We start from the raw sequence: 15135 nt of genomic DNA on the forward strand, positions 1-15135 counted from the left end.
GTATTTTAAAGACAATCTTGTCACCCTGAGCGAAGTCGAAGGACTTCTCATTGGAAAGGGCTTCGACTTCGCTCAGCCTGACAACTTAAAAATACTAAATAAAAACAATTAATAGGCATTTGCTTATTTTAAATAAAAAATAAAAGATGAGTTTACAAGCAAAAATCATGGATGAAATAAAAACCGCCATGAAAGCAAAAGATACTGTAGCGTTAGAAGCATTAAGAGCAATTAAATCTGAATTGTTATTAGCCTCTACAGCTTCAGGATCTAAAGAAGATTTAAAAGAAGACGAAGAGATTAAATTACTTCAAAGATTAGTTAAAACCCGTAAAGAAAGCGCAAGAATCTTTACAGAGCAAAACCGTCCTGATTTAGCAGAACCGGAATTAGCTCAGGTTGCTGTAATTGAGAAGTTTTTACCGGCACAATTAAGTGAAGAAGAAGTAGAGGCTGTAATTGCAAAAATTATTGCTGAAACAGGCGCTTCAGGAATCGCTTCAATGGGTAAAGTTATGGGATTAGCATCTGCACAATTAGGCGGAACTGCTGAAGGAAAAACCATTTCTACAATTGTGAAAAAATTATTATCATAAATAAATTTTAGAGTTCAGAACTTAGATCGCTAATCGAAATTCTGAACTCTAAAATCATAAATCAACTGACCGCGTAGTTCAACTGGATAGAATATCAGATTTCGGCTCTGAGGGTTGGGGGTTCGAACCCCTCCGCGGTCACTATAAATTTTAAAGCCTGAGAATTATATTCTCAGGCTTTTTTATGCAATTAGATTTGTTTTATCATTTTTGATATGCACTAAAATCAGCTTCAAAACTTGTGAAATAATAAAATGAAATAACGATTAAACAAATTAAAATTACAAATAAATCTTGTTTTAGGAATTTAAATATAGTTGATATTAATAATCCAAAGGTTATAATCAATCCTTTTTGAGCATACGGTGCAAAAATCTCAAGACCTATAATTTTAGGAATTAAAGGGTTTTGAAAATTAAATTTTGTTGAATAGTAAATTGCAAAAACGAATAACAAGTGAAAAATTAAAATTAACAAAAAAGCATTTGCCATTTTTTCAAAACCTATTTTCTTATTTATTTCGATTAATTTTTTTAGCATTTTTTTTCTTTTTTCGATTAGATATTTAATCACTAGTAGTTAATAATGTTCTTTACTCCTAAGGATTTTAAATCTAAATCAGTTTCAAAAAAAGGATTTTTAGCTTTTTTCAATAATTCTTCTCTTACATTCGTTACTGAAATAAATCCCCAATTATTTTTAATTGCAATAGCTGTAAAGGTCAGGAAATCCTGAAAATAATCTTCAGATTCGGGATTTTTTGCAAATAGATTGTCTTTGTCTAGCCATAGTAGTTGTAATTCTTCATTGGTTATCCAATTAATTATTCCTTCTCCCCCATAAGAGTAAACGCATCCAGTCTCTGTATGCATTATTTGTGAAATAATTTGTTCTGAAACTGATTTTGGCTTGGCATCAACAGCTCCTGAAAAAATGCGGCGTCCTAAAATCAAATGTGGATTAAAGCTGGCACATTCAGAGAATAATAGTAGTGGTAAAGTATCATTGAGGTCTGCAAATGCGTAAGTGTTTTTTAATATAAATTCTTTTTCATCTTGATTTAACTGATGTCGGAATTTTGAATATTCTTCATTAGGCTGTTTCTTTCTATTGAAAATGGAAGATAGTTCTTCATGTCGTTTAAAATCTTTATCTAAGTGTTGACAAAAATCTAGCATTGCTTTTATTCTTGCATCGCTATTATTATTGTCGAATAAAATGTGCTTCCATAAATCAGATTTAAAATATTTTTTTAATAAATGGCCTTCATTAGATAAGTCAGATGCTATGTTAGCATAAAAGTATTTATCATCGAAAAAATGTAAAGTATTCCAATCACTCATTTTTAAGTAGGTTTTTTTAAAACAAAAACCTATTTCATTACGAAATAGGTGTTTTTATGTCTGTTTATGATCAGTTTTATTATTTCCCAGAATTTCTCTTTCGGCTTTTGATTAGAACGGAAATTGATAATGAAAGCACAATGATATAAAGAATTGCCAGTGCAGGTTTCTCAAATTTCAGGGTTTCAAAGTCAAATTGCTTGTACAATGCCGATACTAAAATAATGGCCACTATGCTAAAAGTAAATACGGGCACTTTTTGATTTTCCATGTTGTTTAAAGATTTCTGGATTTAATTTCTTTATTCATCAAACTTAAATTGATCAGTAAAGGAACAAAAGTCATAGGTAATGTAAAAACCGGAATAAGTGTTGCGATCGAAACATTCTTAACTCCTTTTGAACTAAAAATATAAATTACAACAGCGATAGCCAGTATAAAAATAATTCCGAAGCCAATCGAAACTCCTTTCAATAAATCCCTCTTTTTTATTAATTTTTCAGTTGTTAATTCCTGGTAAATACTTTTCTTCATCTGGATTGGTTAGTTTGTTTATAGTGGTTATAAAAATGACGCCAATCATCCTAATTTTAGAATGTGTTGTGCCATAAGTTAATTTGTCTTTAAACGAATATATAAAATAATAAGGAATTATTTTATGGATTGATTTTTAAAATTCTCGTTTAGGATTTCTTTAATTGTTCTTAAAGCTGTTGTAGAAGTCTCCCGAATAATAATTTTATTTTTTTTGTTTTTGATTAAATCTGTAAACAAATTGTCTTCGGTATTAATGTCGACAATTGTTCCTCCATATTTTAAGGTTGTTTCAGCAATTGTCATTGGTAAATTTGTGGCACCCGAAGTTCCAACAATAAACAGTATACCTGAATTTTTGGCTATTTTAAGAGAACTAAAGATCTTGTTTGTCTTCTCGTTATAACGTTCATCAAACCAAAGAATATTTGGCCGCATCCAGCCACCGCACTCTTTACATTTTAATAGATCAATATCTTTAGCAGTCAGATCTTCGTCTATATCTTTTCCTTCAATTTCAGCAGGAAGTGATTCGATTTCCTTACAGCCATTAGAGCACTTAATTTCTCTGTTATTTCCGTGTATTTCATAAATTCTGTTACTTCTGGAACGACGATGTAAATTGTCTATGTTCTGAGTTATTAAATGAAATCTATCCTGTAAAAGATTTTCAATTTCCACTATTTCTCGATGACTCTGATTAGGCTGGGCATTTTCAAACATCTTTTTTCTGAAAAGAGAGTATTGCCAAACCTCTTCGGGATTTTCTTTAAAATATGTAAAAGTTCCAAATTCTTCCGGTTTGTGAAATTTAGTTCCCTTTATCCATATACCGTCTATTCCTCTGTAAGTGGGTATTCCGCTTTCGGCCGAAATTCCGGCTCCGGTTAGAAATGTGAATAAATTTCGATTGTTTTTATGGTAAACGTGCTTTATTATTTCTGTAAGTTGTTCTTTCATATCTATAATGCTAAAATTGATTGGCTGCAGTTTATTTTAGCAATTAAAAAGCTTACTAAGCCAGTTGAAATTTATGTTGGGGGAGTTGTCATCAGATTAAGCGAATATAAGAAATGTTTTTATCGCAATAATTGATGAATGCAAAGTTTAAAATTAACAGATGAAGTATGGTAATTGAACCAAGTGTTTTATGCTTTAATGTAATAACCAGATGTTATTTTTCAATTCTTTTTTCGGTATCTACCAGATTATTTTCCTGATATAATTTTTGCCCAATTTTGCCCTGATCGCCCAAAGCGCGTCCTTTTATAAGCCACGCGATTCCGAATGCAAAAAGCGAAAGGGATTCAAAAACCAAAGTCGAATAAGAAAACCATTCTAATTTTGCAGCAATAGGAACCATTACAACGAAAACCAAAATTGAGTATCCGCAAATTCTGTAAATATTATTTTCATTCAGCATACTCTTAGAAATAGCGGTTTTGTTTTTCTGACCAATGGTAAAAACATTAATCGCCAATAAAGCTAATATCAGGAAAAAGAGTGCCGCAAAACCATAATGAAGATATCCGGGCCATTTTTGGACAGATGGAATCAACGTATAAATTTTAGCTTTGAAATCATCCGGATTCGTTGGGAACAAAACAACTCCTATGGCCATGATTCCGGCAATATTAGTTAATACATTATCATTCTTTAAGATCGAAGCATTTCCATAACCTTTATAACAAATTAAAAACAAACCTACTGCACACAAAGTTCCGGTAAAAACTTCCCTAAGATTAGTGTAATAATAATCACTGATCGAATACTGTACAGAAGTTTCAAAAAAAGAAATCAAAGACAAACCCACTAAAAGTATAGGAAGACTTATACCTAAATAACCAATAGCACGTCTGATTCTTCTGTAAGTAAAGATATCGTAAGTTTCTAATGTAACCTCATTGTTTGAATCTGTCTTCATGATACATACTGTTGATTAACAATGAATAAAGATAGGATTATTGTTTTACTCCAATAGCTGTTCTGTAAAATTCATAACCATTTTCGGTTCGGTTGGGTAAATATTTTTCACGGTATTGATCTGCACCTAAATCTTCAATTAATTTAATATCAAATTGATTGAGATAATTGGATAATTCGTCTGGTGTAAAACCAAATGTCCATTGTTCTTCAAGCTCATTAAGATCTTTTAGTAACTTTTCGCCACCTAAAAATGATTTTGGGTTTTCGAGAATGTCTTTGTGTACATAAGTAAAAATAACATGAGAACCTTTTGCAAATTTTGAGATAAAAGAAAATGTACTTTTTACAGCGGCTGCAGTTAAATAGTTGGTAACACCTTCCCAGATTACAGCGGTAGGCAAGCTAAAATCTATCTTGTGCTGAGTTGCTAACTGATCAAGATCCTGTTTGTTGAAATCGATTTGAAGGAACTGAATATTATCAGGAATTTTTCCAAGACGATTTTTATAGGTTTGAATTTTAAAATTTGAAGTATTGGGATGATCAATTTCGATTACCGGAACAGATCGTAGAAAATCAAGACGAAGTCCTCTCGTATCAAATCCGGCGCCTAAAATAATTACTTGTTTTACTCCACTTGAAATTGCTTTATGAAGCAATTCGTCAATATATTTTGTTCGGGCAATTCCTGAAGAAAAAGCGCCCGGAACCTTTTGTTGAATGGTATTCTCGATATATTTCCTAACAAATGTATATCGCGAAAGGCGGGTGGCAATTCTCAGTTTAGCATCCAGAAAATGTATCGCATAAGGATCAGAAAACAATCGGTCTTTTGCCTGTAATCTTGTCTCTAAGGCTCGGAATAAAGCCATATATTGGGCAGTTCTGCTGGTTTTATCTGCTTTCATGATAATCTTATTTCTTCGAAAACAAATTCTCAACCACCCAGGCCGGACCAATTAATAAAAACTGAAGATCTTTTAAGAATGAAGGTTTCTTGCCTTCTATATTATGTCCGTAGAATTGTCCAATCCAGGCAATAACAAAAACACCAATAGAAAATATCCATAACGGGAAAAGTTGAGCAATATAATAGTTAACAACAAGACAAATGGCTGAGAAAATAGCGATTTTAACCGCCATGGCAACAGACAACCGAATGTAGAAAACTAACACAAAAAGCAAAACAATAAAAGCCCAATTTTCGATAATAGGGAGGTTTAGTTTTAAAGTATTGGCAATAATACCACTCGGAATACTCATTAATAAACCGACTATGGAAAAGTAAATTGCCGGAACACAAATGTAATGTATAGCCTTATTTCTTGGGTTTTGGTGACTTACGGCATATTCTGCAAACCATTGTTCTAATGTTCTCATCTTTTTGGTTTTAAGGTTAGTTAGCGTAAATCTAATAAAATTTCTTTTAGCTTTTACCGTGTTGTATTTTCATTATTTCATTTACAATAGCAACAGCTTTCTCAAAAGTTATTCCTTTTTCCTGATCGATCGTTAAAGGATGGTTTTCTTCGATCATTTTTATCTCAGGAATTAATCCCATGCCTTGCTCAACCGCAACTGTTTTTATTGATAAAGTTTCACCATAAGCAGGTACGCGAGTCTGCAGCCAGCCAAAATAAGGTTCCTGATTTATTCTGTTCGGATCTTCCCATAAATCTATCCGCAGGTAGAAATTTTCTTCACTTACAGAAGTCCAGACATTAAATACTAAATCTTCAGGATAATCAGTTATTGGAATTGTTAATCTGCCACGATGAAAAAAATATTTCTCATCAATAACACATAAACTCTCATCGAGCTGAATTCTGTTTTCTCTTTCTTCGGGTGGAATTGCAAAATAATATTCAGGAACTCCTGAGCCAAAACATAAAGGCATTTGTTCATAAACCTGTCCGCAGCAAGCACATTTGTAAGTAGAGTTTTCAGGATGTTTTTCTAAAGTATTAAATGATTTCAAGAGATGTTATATAAAAGTCAAAATTAATATAGAAGTAAAAATCAGAATCAGGCTAAAAGTAATTTAACCCAATTGAGATGTAAAGGTACTATTTTACCTCAATTAATTTTAGGGCTTTATTTTTTAATTTAGAGTATAAACTCAATAAATTGAGAGTATGTCCTATTTTGATATTCTTATAACTTTCTGAGGCAATAGGATATACTTGTCTTTTTTATTTTTGAAGAATTAAAATAATCTTTTTAAATGTCAGATTATGAAGCCAGAAGAAATAGAAAAAGCTTTGCCAATGTCAGTATATATAGTGTTGGGAAACAGAGAATATGATACAAACGCAGCCATCAGAAAAGTTGAACCTTATGATTATTATAAGTTAAATGGTTATGCCCAAACCAAAAAAGAAAAGATTGCTTTGATTTTTGGTTCGTTGATCATCCTTACAGTATTTACTTCATTTATAGCACTTATCGTAATGACTGTTCTATTTTAGAAAATAGTTTTAAACCTGAGCTTGATTATACTCAAAAACATTATCCCATAATTCATCAATTTTGATGAGCGCTTTGTTTAGCGGAATAACGTTCCATTTACCGTTTGTTTCCATACCAAGTCCAATACTTTCCAGTTTCAGTAAAGCATCCTGAACATCAAAATCAAGATGAGTATGAAGTTTTGTAGCAAACCAGGATTCAATTTGGGCATCAAGCTCGTCTGCCGTTAACGGATTTTCGCTTTTATATAAAAAAGTATAGGCCAAAATAGTTTCTTTAAGAACTTCTTCTTCAGAGGAATTTAAGAGTGAATAAAAAGCACCGCTGTTGTTTCCGAGGTTTTTAAAGTACAAACTGTCCGAAAGGATTTTAGAATATTTGATCTTTTTATTGGCAAAGTTGCTGTATTGGCGAAACAAGTACAATGACAGTACACCAAGCGCAATTAAGCCCTGATTTAAAGACGCTTTACTGTTTAGTAAATCAATAGCTTCTCCGGACTGATATGCTGCATACATACCAATCAGAGCCGGAATCACCGTTGTACTCAATAACGAAATTCCGCCACCAATTCCCGGAACCCAAAAGAATAATTTGTCTCTCGTAGACATTCTCGGGATTGCATTTGGAAATATTGTTTCGAGATCGTTTTTAGGAACACGCTTAAAAATTTTTAAGGCTACAGATCCGGGCTCAATAGGCATTTTGCCTAATTTGACTTTGTTTTCTTTAATGTAATCGGCTTCGCTGTAATGCAAATAAATCAGAACACGATCGTAATATTCGATCTCAATTTCTTTTTTCCAGAAAATGTATTTTTTGATTTTCTCTTTGGCTTTGTGGTGCCCGCGAACATACAATTCGTAGTCTTTAAAAGCATTAAAATCGATAGAAAGATCTAAACCAATTAAATCAGATTCAGTGAAAGCTTTGTCTAAAGTTTCCTGATCAATACGAGAATAATTTCCTTGCTCTAAAACCGTAAGTAAGGTTTCTTTAAAAACCGAAAAATCGCTTTTGCCAATAAAACTCCTGCGTTCTTTCTCGCTTAAATCAGGATCAAATAAAGCATAGTTCTGTTTGAGACTGCGGTTGAGATTAAAAGCTTCGTAATGAAAATAATGTTCAACAATATCAAATAGCTTTTTAAAATCATCGACTTTTTCTGAATTTTGTGCAAAAGAACTTAATTGTTGCTCGAGTAAGAATTCCTTATTGAAGGGAATATAATGTTCTCGGATCATAACGATTTGGGCTTTAATTTTTTGTGGTGTTTACAGGCAAATAATTGCAAAGGCCCAAAGGTACAAATTAATTCATTTGCAGATTATGAATAAGAGAGGTTCTAAAAACCTTTATTGTAAAACAAAAAATGGGATTTTAATCATTTTATAGATTAAAATCCCACTTAATTGGTTCCAAAAAAAATGTAGCATCATTAACAATTTTCCATGCGGAAAACTAAATTCTAAAGTAAAAAATTATTCACGGCAATAATACTACTATTAAAAGTTCTGGCACCCCGTATTTATACCTGTTTTTCTTTTCAGATTCTAAAATACAAAGGTTCTGAGAGGTTTTGTTTTTATTATTCTTGATAAAGTATAAGGTTAATTTCGTTCTGCTTTTTTTAGTTCGATTATTTTTTCGATATAACTAATGAGGTTTTTTCTTTCGACAGAAAATGGAGCTGATTCGTCTTCTGTGCTCAGATATAAATCGGCGATACTTTGGGCATCCATGTTTTGGGTAATGTAGTGATGCTCGGCATATTTGATTAGGTTGTCTACAAAAAGTTCATGTAGTCTGGTTTTCTCTAACATTTCAGGATCACCATTTTTTATTTTTTCCATTTCAGATTCTGGTAGATCAAATGTTAAGTAGACATTGTTTACTGCTACTTTGGCTAACGTTTCTTCAGTAACTTTTCCTGTAGCATTGCAATACGCACATGGACCCGGTGTCCATTTTAATTGATTGTTTAGGCGTATTATATCTTCCCAGTCAACAAATTTTTTCCCAAGGCATCTGGGGCATTCTATCTTTGATTTTCCGAATAGAAATTTAAAAAAACTCATTTTTTCTACAATTATTTATAAAGATTAGTGGCTTTGCGAAGATAATTATTTATGTAAGAAAAATCATTTTTAAGAGTCTTTTTTTGGGATGAAATTTAAGAGAAATAGATTTTATGTTTGTCAGGAAGATACACAGACATGAAGTTTTGAGTTTTTTGTTTAAAGAGTCGTATCTTACTCCTACAGTTTATTTTTGAAAAACCTTATATACTTTCAGCCATATAAAGACCACAATCGAAAAAATAAACATACCTATATTGAGTTTGATATACAGAATTTGATCTAAAAAAATCCAATTGTCCTGAATTGATTCTTCATGTTCATTGGCGATGTAACCTATTTTCTTTTGTTTATTTACCCAGGCATAATAGTGAAAGATAGATTCGTTTAATGGATCCTGAATGGGTTCAACAATAATATCATTTTCGATAAGGGCACTTCCGTCAGGTAGATTCAGATCAAAAGTGGTTTTATAGTTGTCGAATGTTTTAGACAAACCATACGTAAGATATCTTGGGTTTTTCGATCCTACTCTTCTATTATAAGTAGAATCAATTAAAACATATTCTTTGGAGTATTCTTTTGGGTTTTGAAACATTTCCTGATTCTTAAAATAAAAAGTCAGCGTTTGTCCGGCTAATGCGATGGCGACAACGAATACAAAAGAAGCTAAGAAAAATGAAAATGCTTTTAATCCGTCCATTAATGATTGGTTTAAGTTTTGGGGTTTGATTTGAACGGCTTAAAAATAACCAAATTTGTTTAGGAGAGTTAAGAATATGGAGAACTTATGCAAAATAAAAATGATCAAAGTTTTCACTTTTCATAATTTGGCTTTTTAATTTATACTTATTCAAAGAGCTAGACTTTTCTTTTTATAATAGTATTAAAATTCTAAAATAAACATCCCGCAAAATTGCAATCATAAATGGTTCAGAATCTGCTCTGAAAGAGCATTAGCAATAACATGGTGTGAAGCGCCATGAATAAACCAATTATTGTTTTAGCCCTGAAATGGCGAAAGCCTAATCTCAAAGTAAAGTTTTATTATAGGTTGTGTATTTGCTTTTGCCCTTTCAGGGCGATATTCATCATTAATTTATTTCGTAGTGCATTGCACTACGCTATTGCTTTTGGGCTTTCAGCCTTTTTTAAGGGTCACACTAATCTAACTAATAGCGGTTATCGTAATAAAATAAGTACTCTTGGGGCATTGTATCTTTATATTTAGCAGACATTTTGTTTGATCAAAATGATATAAAGTCCAAATTATTAAGTTGATCCTTCTAAAATTATCTAATTACCAAATTGTTTAGTAAAATCTGATACTTCCTTCCCACAGGAATAACTTCTGCATTAGACATGGTAAGCGATTTAAATGTTACAGCTGTAATTTCCCGGGTGTTTACAATATAAGAGCGATGAACTTGCAGGAAGTTTGTATGGTCAATTTCTGTAGCAATGCTCGAGAGAGAGCCATAAATAATAATAGGTGTTTTTAGTTTTTTGCTGTACAATTTCATGTAATTGCCCAGACTTTCGATGTAGAGAATATCGCTTAAGGGCGTGTCAAACATTTGACCGTTGGCACGATATGAGAATGTTTTTTCGATTGCAGCGTTTTCTCTTTTGACATTATTCCCTGAGAAATAAATCTTGGCTTTTTCGATTGCTTTCGAGAATTTTTCGAACGAAATAGGTTTGAGTAAATAATCTATAGCATCATTTTGGAAAGCCGAAAGTGCAAAATCAGAGTAGGCAGTGGTAACAATAGTAAGCGGTCTTTTAGGTTGTAATTCCATCAATTCGACACCGGAAATTACAGGCATATTAATATCCAGAAAAATAATATCGTAAGTGTTTTCGTTGAGCATTTTTACGGCTTCCATACCACTAAAAGCACTTCCGGAATGCTCCAGATCGTCAAACTTCGAAATATGCGATGCCAAAGCTTTGTGCGCCGGCGATTCATCATCTATGATAAGACAGCGGTAGGTAAGTGCCATATTTTTAATTTTACGATAAAAGTATTTTTTTCTTTTTTACAGCTCAGTTCATGTCGTAAACCGTAGACTTCAAGACGCCTTTTTAGATTTTCGATTCCAATTCCCGTGCTCGAAAGCCGCGAACCAGATTCCAGATAGTTATTCTTTACAGCAAAAGTCAGTTGGTTGTGTTTTACTTTTACATATAAAATAACAAAAGGTTTAGCAGTTTCGGCAGAGAATTTAACGGCATTTTCTACCAAAGGTAAAAAGAATAAAGGCGGAATATCGATATTGTCAAAATCGCCTTCAAAATGCTGTGTAACATCCAGACGTTCGTTCTGGAACGTATAATATTCGATGTATTTTTTGATAAAAGCAATTTCTTCTTCCAGTAAAACATAATCTTTTTTTGTGGCTTCAATCTGGTAGCGCAGCATGTCTGAAAGATTCAGAATTCTGTCCGGCAATTTATCTGGATCAGACAATGATTCTCCGTACAAATTATTCATCGCATTCAATAAAAAATGCGGATTAAGCTGTTGTTTTAAAAATGAAAGCTCTGATTTGAAATTTATAATATCCTTATCTGTATCCATGATTTTTTTAGTGATCACGACATGAATAAAATAAAAAAATGTTCCATTAATAATAAGCGATAAGATTTGGAGCGTTTTAAAATTTCCCAGGCCAACCAACGGGAAAAACCAATTCATAAAAAAGTAGAAAGAAGTCCAATAGATTATAAAAAGAGCTGTAAACAGTTTAAACTTTTTTCTAAATAAGAAAGGCTTGATTATAAAAAGATTAAAGATCGTAACCCAGATAATACAAGGGAAATATCCAACAGCAACTTTGCTCATAATATAAGGCCAATCGTGACCGTCGAGCTTTATCTCGTCATAGACACAAGCCAAAATAACAGCAATAAGAAAGGTGTGTACAATGAGGTTTCGCAGAAAAAAGTTCTGATAAATTTTAAGAATTTTCATAACGGCAAAATTAGGCTAATATTATAGTTTATAGTATGTTGTAAGGCATAAATTATACGAACGCCGTTGGTATAAATGATACGCCATTGGTATAATTCTGCTGTTATGATAAGAACCTGCCCATTACATTTGCCTCAGATTTTAATCTTCCAAAAACAAATTTTAATATCCGGGTTTATGAAAACAAAAATCATTTATGTCTTATTTATATGTGCATCTATAAAAACAATGGCTCAGGAAAAAGATGCTCCAATAAAAACGGTGGTAAAAGAGGTAACAGATAAATTTCCGACAACGAGAATTTTAGATGTACAATACGAACAATTAGGCCCGTCTAATTTTGACTCGAAGCTTTTTGGTAATCGTTTTGAAAGAGGCAGAATCGAAAGCCATAACCGATTGAAAGCCTCAGTCAATTTGCCTTTTTTTGCTTCACAATCCAAACGTTTTGTCCTGACAAGTTCGCTGCGTTACAAATACGAAACGTATGAGTTTGGAGATATTTACAATGTAAATTCAGATGTGCCTTACACAAGAGAAAACAAAGAAATTCATTTTTTTGCTGCAGCTTTAAGCGCCACTTATATGTCAACGCTTTTTCATAAACCGATTATTTACAATGCAACGGCAACTGTCGACGGAAATCAGGATAATGTACAACGTGTTAAAGGTTTTGTTACGGCAAATATTGTCCTGAAAAGAACTGCCAGTACTACGATTACCATTGGAGCTTTGGCGATGCTTGATCCTTCATCTATTATCCCCATTACACCACTTTTTACCTACAATCATAAATTTGAAAATTCGAAATGGGATGTCGATTTTATTTTACCACAACGACTTTTGTTTAGAAGGGAATTACTGGAAAACGGACGTTTAGGGTTAGGAACCGAACTGAACTCGGAGAATTTTTATCTTAATTTAAATAATACCCAGCTAAAAGGAGTTTACGAACTGAATCAGTTAGAGCTAAAATCAGGAATTACTTACGAATATCGTTTTGCACCCAAAATAATCGGATTATTTAAGGCAGGTGTTAGTAATGTTTTGAGTATGCGTGTAACAGAAAGGGGTGAACGAACGTCTAAGTATATTTATGATCAAAAGGAAGATGCTCAGGGGTATTTTAGAATTGGGATTTCGTATAATCCGTTTTAGCATAGTATTGACTTAGTAGTATTGTAATAAAAATTAAAAATCATGGTTGAAGTTTTTAAAACAAACGTTGAAAAAGAAACGGATACAAATTATATTATTGCCGTAATTAAAAGAGAGTTTCCAACGTATCAGATTAATTTTGATTTAGAGGATTGTGATAAAATTTTGCGTGTTGAAGGTGCTAATCTGCAATCGAATCAAATTATTGAATATGTAAATTGTCTCGGATATTCCTGTAATATACTGGAATAATACCAGAGAAATCAGTTGTTGTTAATTTTATAAAACAGGTATAAATACGCAACTTTATATACTGTTTTATAAATAATTTTGTGAGAATATTTTTTCTGAAGAATACTTATTGAGTTATGATAAATTTCATCCTTACACTTTTTATTTTACTGCTGGAACAGTTTGTTTAGAATTACAGTTTAAAATTCTATTTTCTTTAAAGCTTTCTCAGATACGAAAAGGTTAATGCTCTTTTTGGGCATTATTTTCTACCTTTGCCACTTATGAAAAAAGCGTTTCAACTCTTCGATTTTACACAAAAAGTAAATTACAAAAACGAAATTTTAGCCGGTTTAACGGTTGCCATGACAATGATTCCGGAATCGTTATCATTTGCTATTCTGGCTGGATTTCCGCCGTTGGTAGGTTTGTACGCTGCTTTTATAGCAGGTTTGGTTACAGCGATTTTTGGCGGAAGACCCGGAATGATTTCCGGCGGAGCAGGTGCAACAGTTATTGTTTTAATTGCTTTGATGAAATCGCACGGAATCGAATATGTTTTTGCAGCTGTCGCACTTGGCGGTGTTGTGCAAATTTGCATCGGACTTTTTAAACTCGGTAAATTTATTCGGTTAGTACCACAACCTGTTATGTTTGGTTTTGTAAACGGTTTGGCGGTAGTTATTTTTATGTCGCAATTAGAACAGTTTAAAACCGTTGTAAATGGCAAAACGGCCTGGTTGCAGGGAACACCTTTGTATATTATGTTAGGTTTGGTTGCACTGACGATTAGTATTGTTTTGCTTTTTCCGAAAATTACAAAGACAGTTCCGGCATCATTGGTTGCGATTATGGTGGTGTTTGCAGTTGTACTTATTTTTAATATCGAAACCAAAACGGTTCAGGATATTGCCTCAGTTCAGGGCGGATTTCCTCCTTTTCATATCCCTAATATTCCACTTTCTTTCGAAACTCTTAAAGTAATATTTCCGTATTCTGTAATTGTGGCGGCAGTTGGCCTGACTGAAGGATTGTTAACTCTGAATCTTGTTGACGAGATTACAGGAACGCGTGGAAACAGTAATCGGGAATGTATTGCTCAGGGAAGCTCAAATATCTTAAATGGTTTCTTTTTTGGGATGGGAGGCTGTCCCATGATTGCCCAGACTTTAGTAAATCTTTCAGCAGGATCAAGAGCCAGACTTTCGGGAATTATTGCCTCTTTGACTATTTTAATGATTATACTTTTTGGAGCGCCTGTAATTGGTAAGTTACCAATGGCAGCTTTGGTTGGCGTCATGATGATGGTAGCCATTACAACCTTTGAATGGGCAAGTTTCAGAATCATCAATAAAATGCCCAAACATGATATTTTTGTTGGAATTTTAGTAGCTCTTGTTACCATTGTATTGCACAATCTGGCTTTGGCTGTTTTGATTGGAGTGATTATTTCGGCTTTGGTTTTTGCTTGGGAAAGTGCCAAACGCATTCGCGCACGACATTTTACAGATGAAAAAGGGATTAAACATTATGAAATTTACGGACCTTTATTCTTTGGGTCAATAGCCGCTTTTATAGAAAAATTTGATGTTCAGAACGATCCTGATCATGTGATTATAGATTTTAAAGAAAGCCGTATAGCCGATATGTCAGCAATTGAAGCACTGAATAATTTAACGAAGAAATACAATCAGTTAAATAAAGTAATTGAACTCGAACATCTAAGCCCGGATTGTATCACATTACTTAAAAATGCCCAGGCAGTAATCAAAGTAAATGTAATTGAAGATCCTACTTATAAAGTGGTTAGTTAATTAGAAAAC

The 15135-nt window shown here is 32.9% G+C and carries 19 protein-coding genes and 1 tRNA gene; 6 read left to right on the forward strand and 14 right to left on the reverse strand.

All coding sequences use genetic code 11. From position 1 onward, the window contains the following. The first annotated feature begins 146 nt into the window (after positions 1-146). Together A4F88_RS18670 and A4F88_RS18675 are read left to right on the forward strand one after the other, a co-directional pair. The gene (locus A4F88_RS18670; protein ID WP_068844256.1) at positions 147-596 is read left to right on the forward strand and encodes a GatB/YqeY domain-containing protein; all 450 of its coding nucleotides are present in this window, start codon (positions 147-149) and stop codon (positions 594-596) included. Positions 597-663: 67 nt separating this feature from the next. Next, positions 664-737: transfer RNA gene (locus A4F88_RS18675), tRNA-Arg, on the forward strand. 63 nt (positions 738-800) lie between these two features. Here A4F88_RS18675 and A4F88_RS18680 read toward each other — a convergent pair. The 9 genes from A4F88_RS18680 to A4F88_RS18715 all read right to left on the reverse strand — a co-directional run bounded on the left by A4F88_RS18680 (position 801) and on the right by A4F88_RS18715 (position 6377). After that, positions 801-1136 (reverse strand): hypothetical protein, encoded by a 336-nt coding sequence (locus A4F88_RS18680; RefSeq protein ID WP_143155055.1) that lies wholly within the window; start codon positions 1134-1136, stop codon positions 801-803. A 32-nt stretch (positions 1137-1168) separates the two neighbouring features. After that, the gene (locus tag A4F88_RS18685; protein ID WP_068844260.1) at positions 1169-1939 is read right to left on the reverse strand and encodes a hypothetical protein; all 771 of its coding nucleotides are present in this window, start codon (positions 1937-1939) and stop codon (positions 1169-1171) included. A 79-nt stretch (positions 1940-2018) separates the two neighbouring features. Continuing rightward, positions 2019-2210, reverse strand: a complete 192-nt coding sequence (locus A4F88_RS25225) for a hypothetical protein (protein WP_073075449.1) — start codon at positions 2208-2210, stop codon at positions 2019-2021. A gap of 5 nt (positions 2211-2215) precedes the next feature. Beyond that, entirely contained in the window at positions 2216-2473 is a 258-nt protein-coding gene (locus A4F88_RS18690; RefSeq protein WP_068844262.1) for a hypothetical protein, read from the reverse strand. Positions 2474-2590: 117 nt separating this feature from the next. Continuing rightward, positions 2591-3433, reverse strand: coding sequence for an SIR2 family NAD-dependent protein deacylase (locus tag A4F88_RS18695; RefSeq protein ID WP_068844264.1), 843 nt, complete (start codon positions 3431-3433; stop codon positions 2591-2593). 214 nt (positions 3434-3647) lie between these two features. Then, entirely contained in the window at positions 3648-4397 is a 750-nt protein-coding gene (locus A4F88_RS18700) for a hypothetical protein (RefSeq protein ID WP_068844266.1), read from the reverse strand. Positions 4398-4434: 37 nt separating this feature from the next. Further along, on the reverse strand, positions 4435-5307 hold the full coding sequence (locus tag A4F88_RS18705) for a class I SAM-dependent methyltransferase (RefSeq protein WP_068844267.1): 873 nt from the start codon (positions 5305-5307) through the stop codon (positions 4435-4437). A 7-nt stretch (positions 5308-5314) separates the two neighbouring features. Next, on the reverse strand, positions 5315-5779 hold the full coding sequence (locus A4F88_RS18710; protein WP_068844269.1) for an Mpo1 family 2-hydroxy fatty acid dioxygenase: 465 nt from the start codon (positions 5777-5779) through the stop codon (positions 5315-5317). 46 nt (positions 5780-5825) lie between these two features. Beyond that, the gene (locus tag A4F88_RS18715) at positions 5826-6377 is read right to left on the reverse strand and encodes a DUF2199 domain-containing protein (protein ID WP_082815807.1); all 552 of its coding nucleotides are present in this window, start codon (positions 6375-6377) and stop codon (positions 5826-5828) included. A gap of 256 nt (positions 6378-6633) precedes the next feature. On the opposite strand from A4F88_RS18715, the gene A4F88_RS18720 reads away from it, so the two are divergent. Continuing rightward, entirely contained in the window at positions 6634-6867 is a 234-nt protein-coding gene (locus tag A4F88_RS18720; protein WP_068844271.1) for a hypothetical protein, read from the forward strand. Between the two features lie 9 nt (positions 6868-6876). Here the strand turns inward: A4F88_RS18720 and A4F88_RS18725 are convergent, their stop codons facing one another. The 5 genes from A4F88_RS18725 to A4F88_RS18745 all read right to left on the reverse strand — a co-directional run bounded on the left by A4F88_RS18725 (position 6877) and on the right by A4F88_RS18745 (position 11923). Further along, a complete protein-coding gene (locus A4F88_RS18725; RefSeq protein WP_068844273.1) occupies positions 6877-8112 on the reverse strand; it encodes a TMEM143 family protein in 1236 nt (411 codons plus the stop codon). A gap of 366 nt (positions 8113-8478) precedes the next feature. Beyond that, complete coding sequence (locus tag A4F88_RS18730; RefSeq protein ID WP_068844275.1) at positions 8479-8946, reverse strand: hypothetical protein; 468 nt, start codon at positions 8944-8946, stop codon at positions 8479-8481. Between the two features lie 187 nt (positions 8947-9133). Then, positions 9134-9649 (reverse strand): hypothetical protein, encoded by a 516-nt coding sequence (locus A4F88_RS18735; protein ID WP_068844278.1) that lies wholly within the window; start codon positions 9647-9649, stop codon positions 9134-9136. Positions 9650-10238: 589 nt separating this feature from the next. Then, complete coding sequence (locus A4F88_RS18740; RefSeq protein ID WP_068844280.1) at positions 10239-10952, reverse strand: LytR/AlgR family response regulator transcription factor; 714 nt, start codon at positions 10950-10952, stop codon at positions 10239-10241. Beyond that, complete coding sequence (locus A4F88_RS18745) at positions 10922-11923, reverse strand: sensor histidine kinase (protein ID WP_068844282.1); 1002 nt, start codon at positions 11921-11923, stop codon at positions 10922-10924. Before A4F88_RS18745 ends, A4F88_RS18740 begins: the two co-directional genes overlap by 31 nt. Positions 11924-12100: 177 nt before the next feature. Between A4F88_RS18745 and A4F88_RS18750 the strand changes: the two genes are divergently transcribed. The 3 genes from A4F88_RS18750 (at position 12101) to A4F88_RS18760 (ending at position 15126) form a co-directional block, all read left to right on the forward strand. Further along, on the forward strand, positions 12101-13081 hold the full coding sequence (locus tag A4F88_RS18750; RefSeq protein ID WP_068844283.1) for a hypothetical protein: 981 nt from the start codon (positions 12101-12103) through the stop codon (positions 13079-13081). Positions 13082-13123: 42 nt separating this feature from the next. After that, a complete protein-coding gene (locus tag A4F88_RS18755) occupies positions 13124-13333 on the forward strand; it encodes a hypothetical protein (protein ID WP_068844284.1) in 210 nt (69 codons plus the stop codon). 263 nt (positions 13334-13596) lie between these two features. Beyond that, the gene (locus tag A4F88_RS18760) at positions 13597-15126 is read left to right on the forward strand and encodes a SulP family inorganic anion transporter (RefSeq protein WP_068844286.1); all 1530 of its coding nucleotides are present in this window, start codon (positions 13597-13599) and stop codon (positions 15124-15126) included. Positions 15127-15135: the final 9 nt, after the last annotated feature.

The organism is Flavobacterium chilense, assembly GCF_001602525.1.
Classification (GTDB): Bacteria; Bacteroidota; Bacteroidia; order Flavobacteriales; family Flavobacteriaceae; genus Flavobacterium; species Flavobacterium chilense.

Coding starts and splice junctions, on each gene's coding strand:
- A4F88_RS18670 (WP_068844256.1), top strand. CDS start 147: ATGAGTTTACAAGCAAAAATCATGGATGAAATAAAAACCGCCATGAAA.
- A4F88_RS18680 (WP_143155055.1), bottom strand. CDS start 1,136: ATGCTAAAAAAATTAATCGAAATAAATAAGAAAATAGGTTTTGAAAAA.
- A4F88_RS18685 (WP_068844260.1), bottom strand. CDS start 1,939: ATGAGTGATTGGAATACTTTACATTTTTTCGATGATAAATACTTTTAT.
- A4F88_RS25225 (WP_073075449.1), bottom strand. CDS start 2,210: ATGGAAAATCAAAAAGTGCCCGTATTTACTTTTAGCATAGTGGCCATT.
- A4F88_RS18690 (WP_068844262.1), bottom strand. CDS start 2,473: ATGAAGAAAAGTATTTACCAGGAATTAACAACTGAAAAATTAATAAAA.
- A4F88_RS18695 (WP_068844264.1), bottom strand. CDS start 3,433: ATGAAAGAACAACTTACAGAAATAATAAAGCACGTTTACCATAAAAAC.
- A4F88_RS18700 (WP_068844266.1), bottom strand. CDS start 4,397: ATGAAGACAGATTCAAACAATGAGGTTACATTAGAAACTTACGATATC.
- A4F88_RS18705 (WP_068844267.1), bottom strand. CDS start 5,307: ATGAAAGCAGATAAAACCAGCAGAACTGCCCAATATATGGCTTTATTC.
- A4F88_RS18710 (WP_068844269.1), bottom strand. CDS start 5,779: ATGAGAACATTAGAACAATGGTTTGCAGAATATGCCGTAAGTCACCAA.
- A4F88_RS18720 (WP_068844271.1), top strand. CDS start 6,634: ATGAAGCCAGAAGAAATAGAAAAAGCTTTGCCAATGTCAGTATATATA.
- A4F88_RS18725 (WP_068844273.1), bottom strand. CDS start 8,112: ATGATCCGAGAACATTATATTCCCTTCAATAAGGAATTCTTACTCGAG.
- A4F88_RS18730 (WP_068844275.1), bottom strand. CDS start 8,946: ATGAGTTTTTTTAAATTTCTATTCGGAAAATCAAAGATAGAATGCCCC.
- A4F88_RS18735 (WP_068844278.1), bottom strand. CDS start 9,649: ATGGACGGATTAAAAGCATTTTCATTTTTCTTAGCTTCTTTTGTATTC.
- A4F88_RS18740 (WP_068844280.1), bottom strand. CDS start 10,952: ATGGCACTTACCTACCGCTGTCTTATCATAGATGATGAATCGCCGGCG.
- A4F88_RS18745 (WP_068844282.1), bottom strand. CDS start 11,923: ATGAAAATTCTTAAAATTTATCAGAACTTTTTTCTGCGAAACCTCATT.
- A4F88_RS18750 (WP_068844283.1), top strand. CDS start 12,101: ATGAAAACAAAAATCATTTATGTCTTATTTATATGTGCATCTATAAAA.
- A4F88_RS18755 (WP_068844284.1), top strand. CDS start 13,124: ATGGTTGAAGTTTTTAAAACAAACGTTGAAAAAGAAACGGATACAAAT.
- A4F88_RS18760 (WP_068844286.1), top strand. CDS start 13,597: ATGAAAAAAGCGTTTCAACTCTTCGATTTTACACAAAAAGTAAATTAC.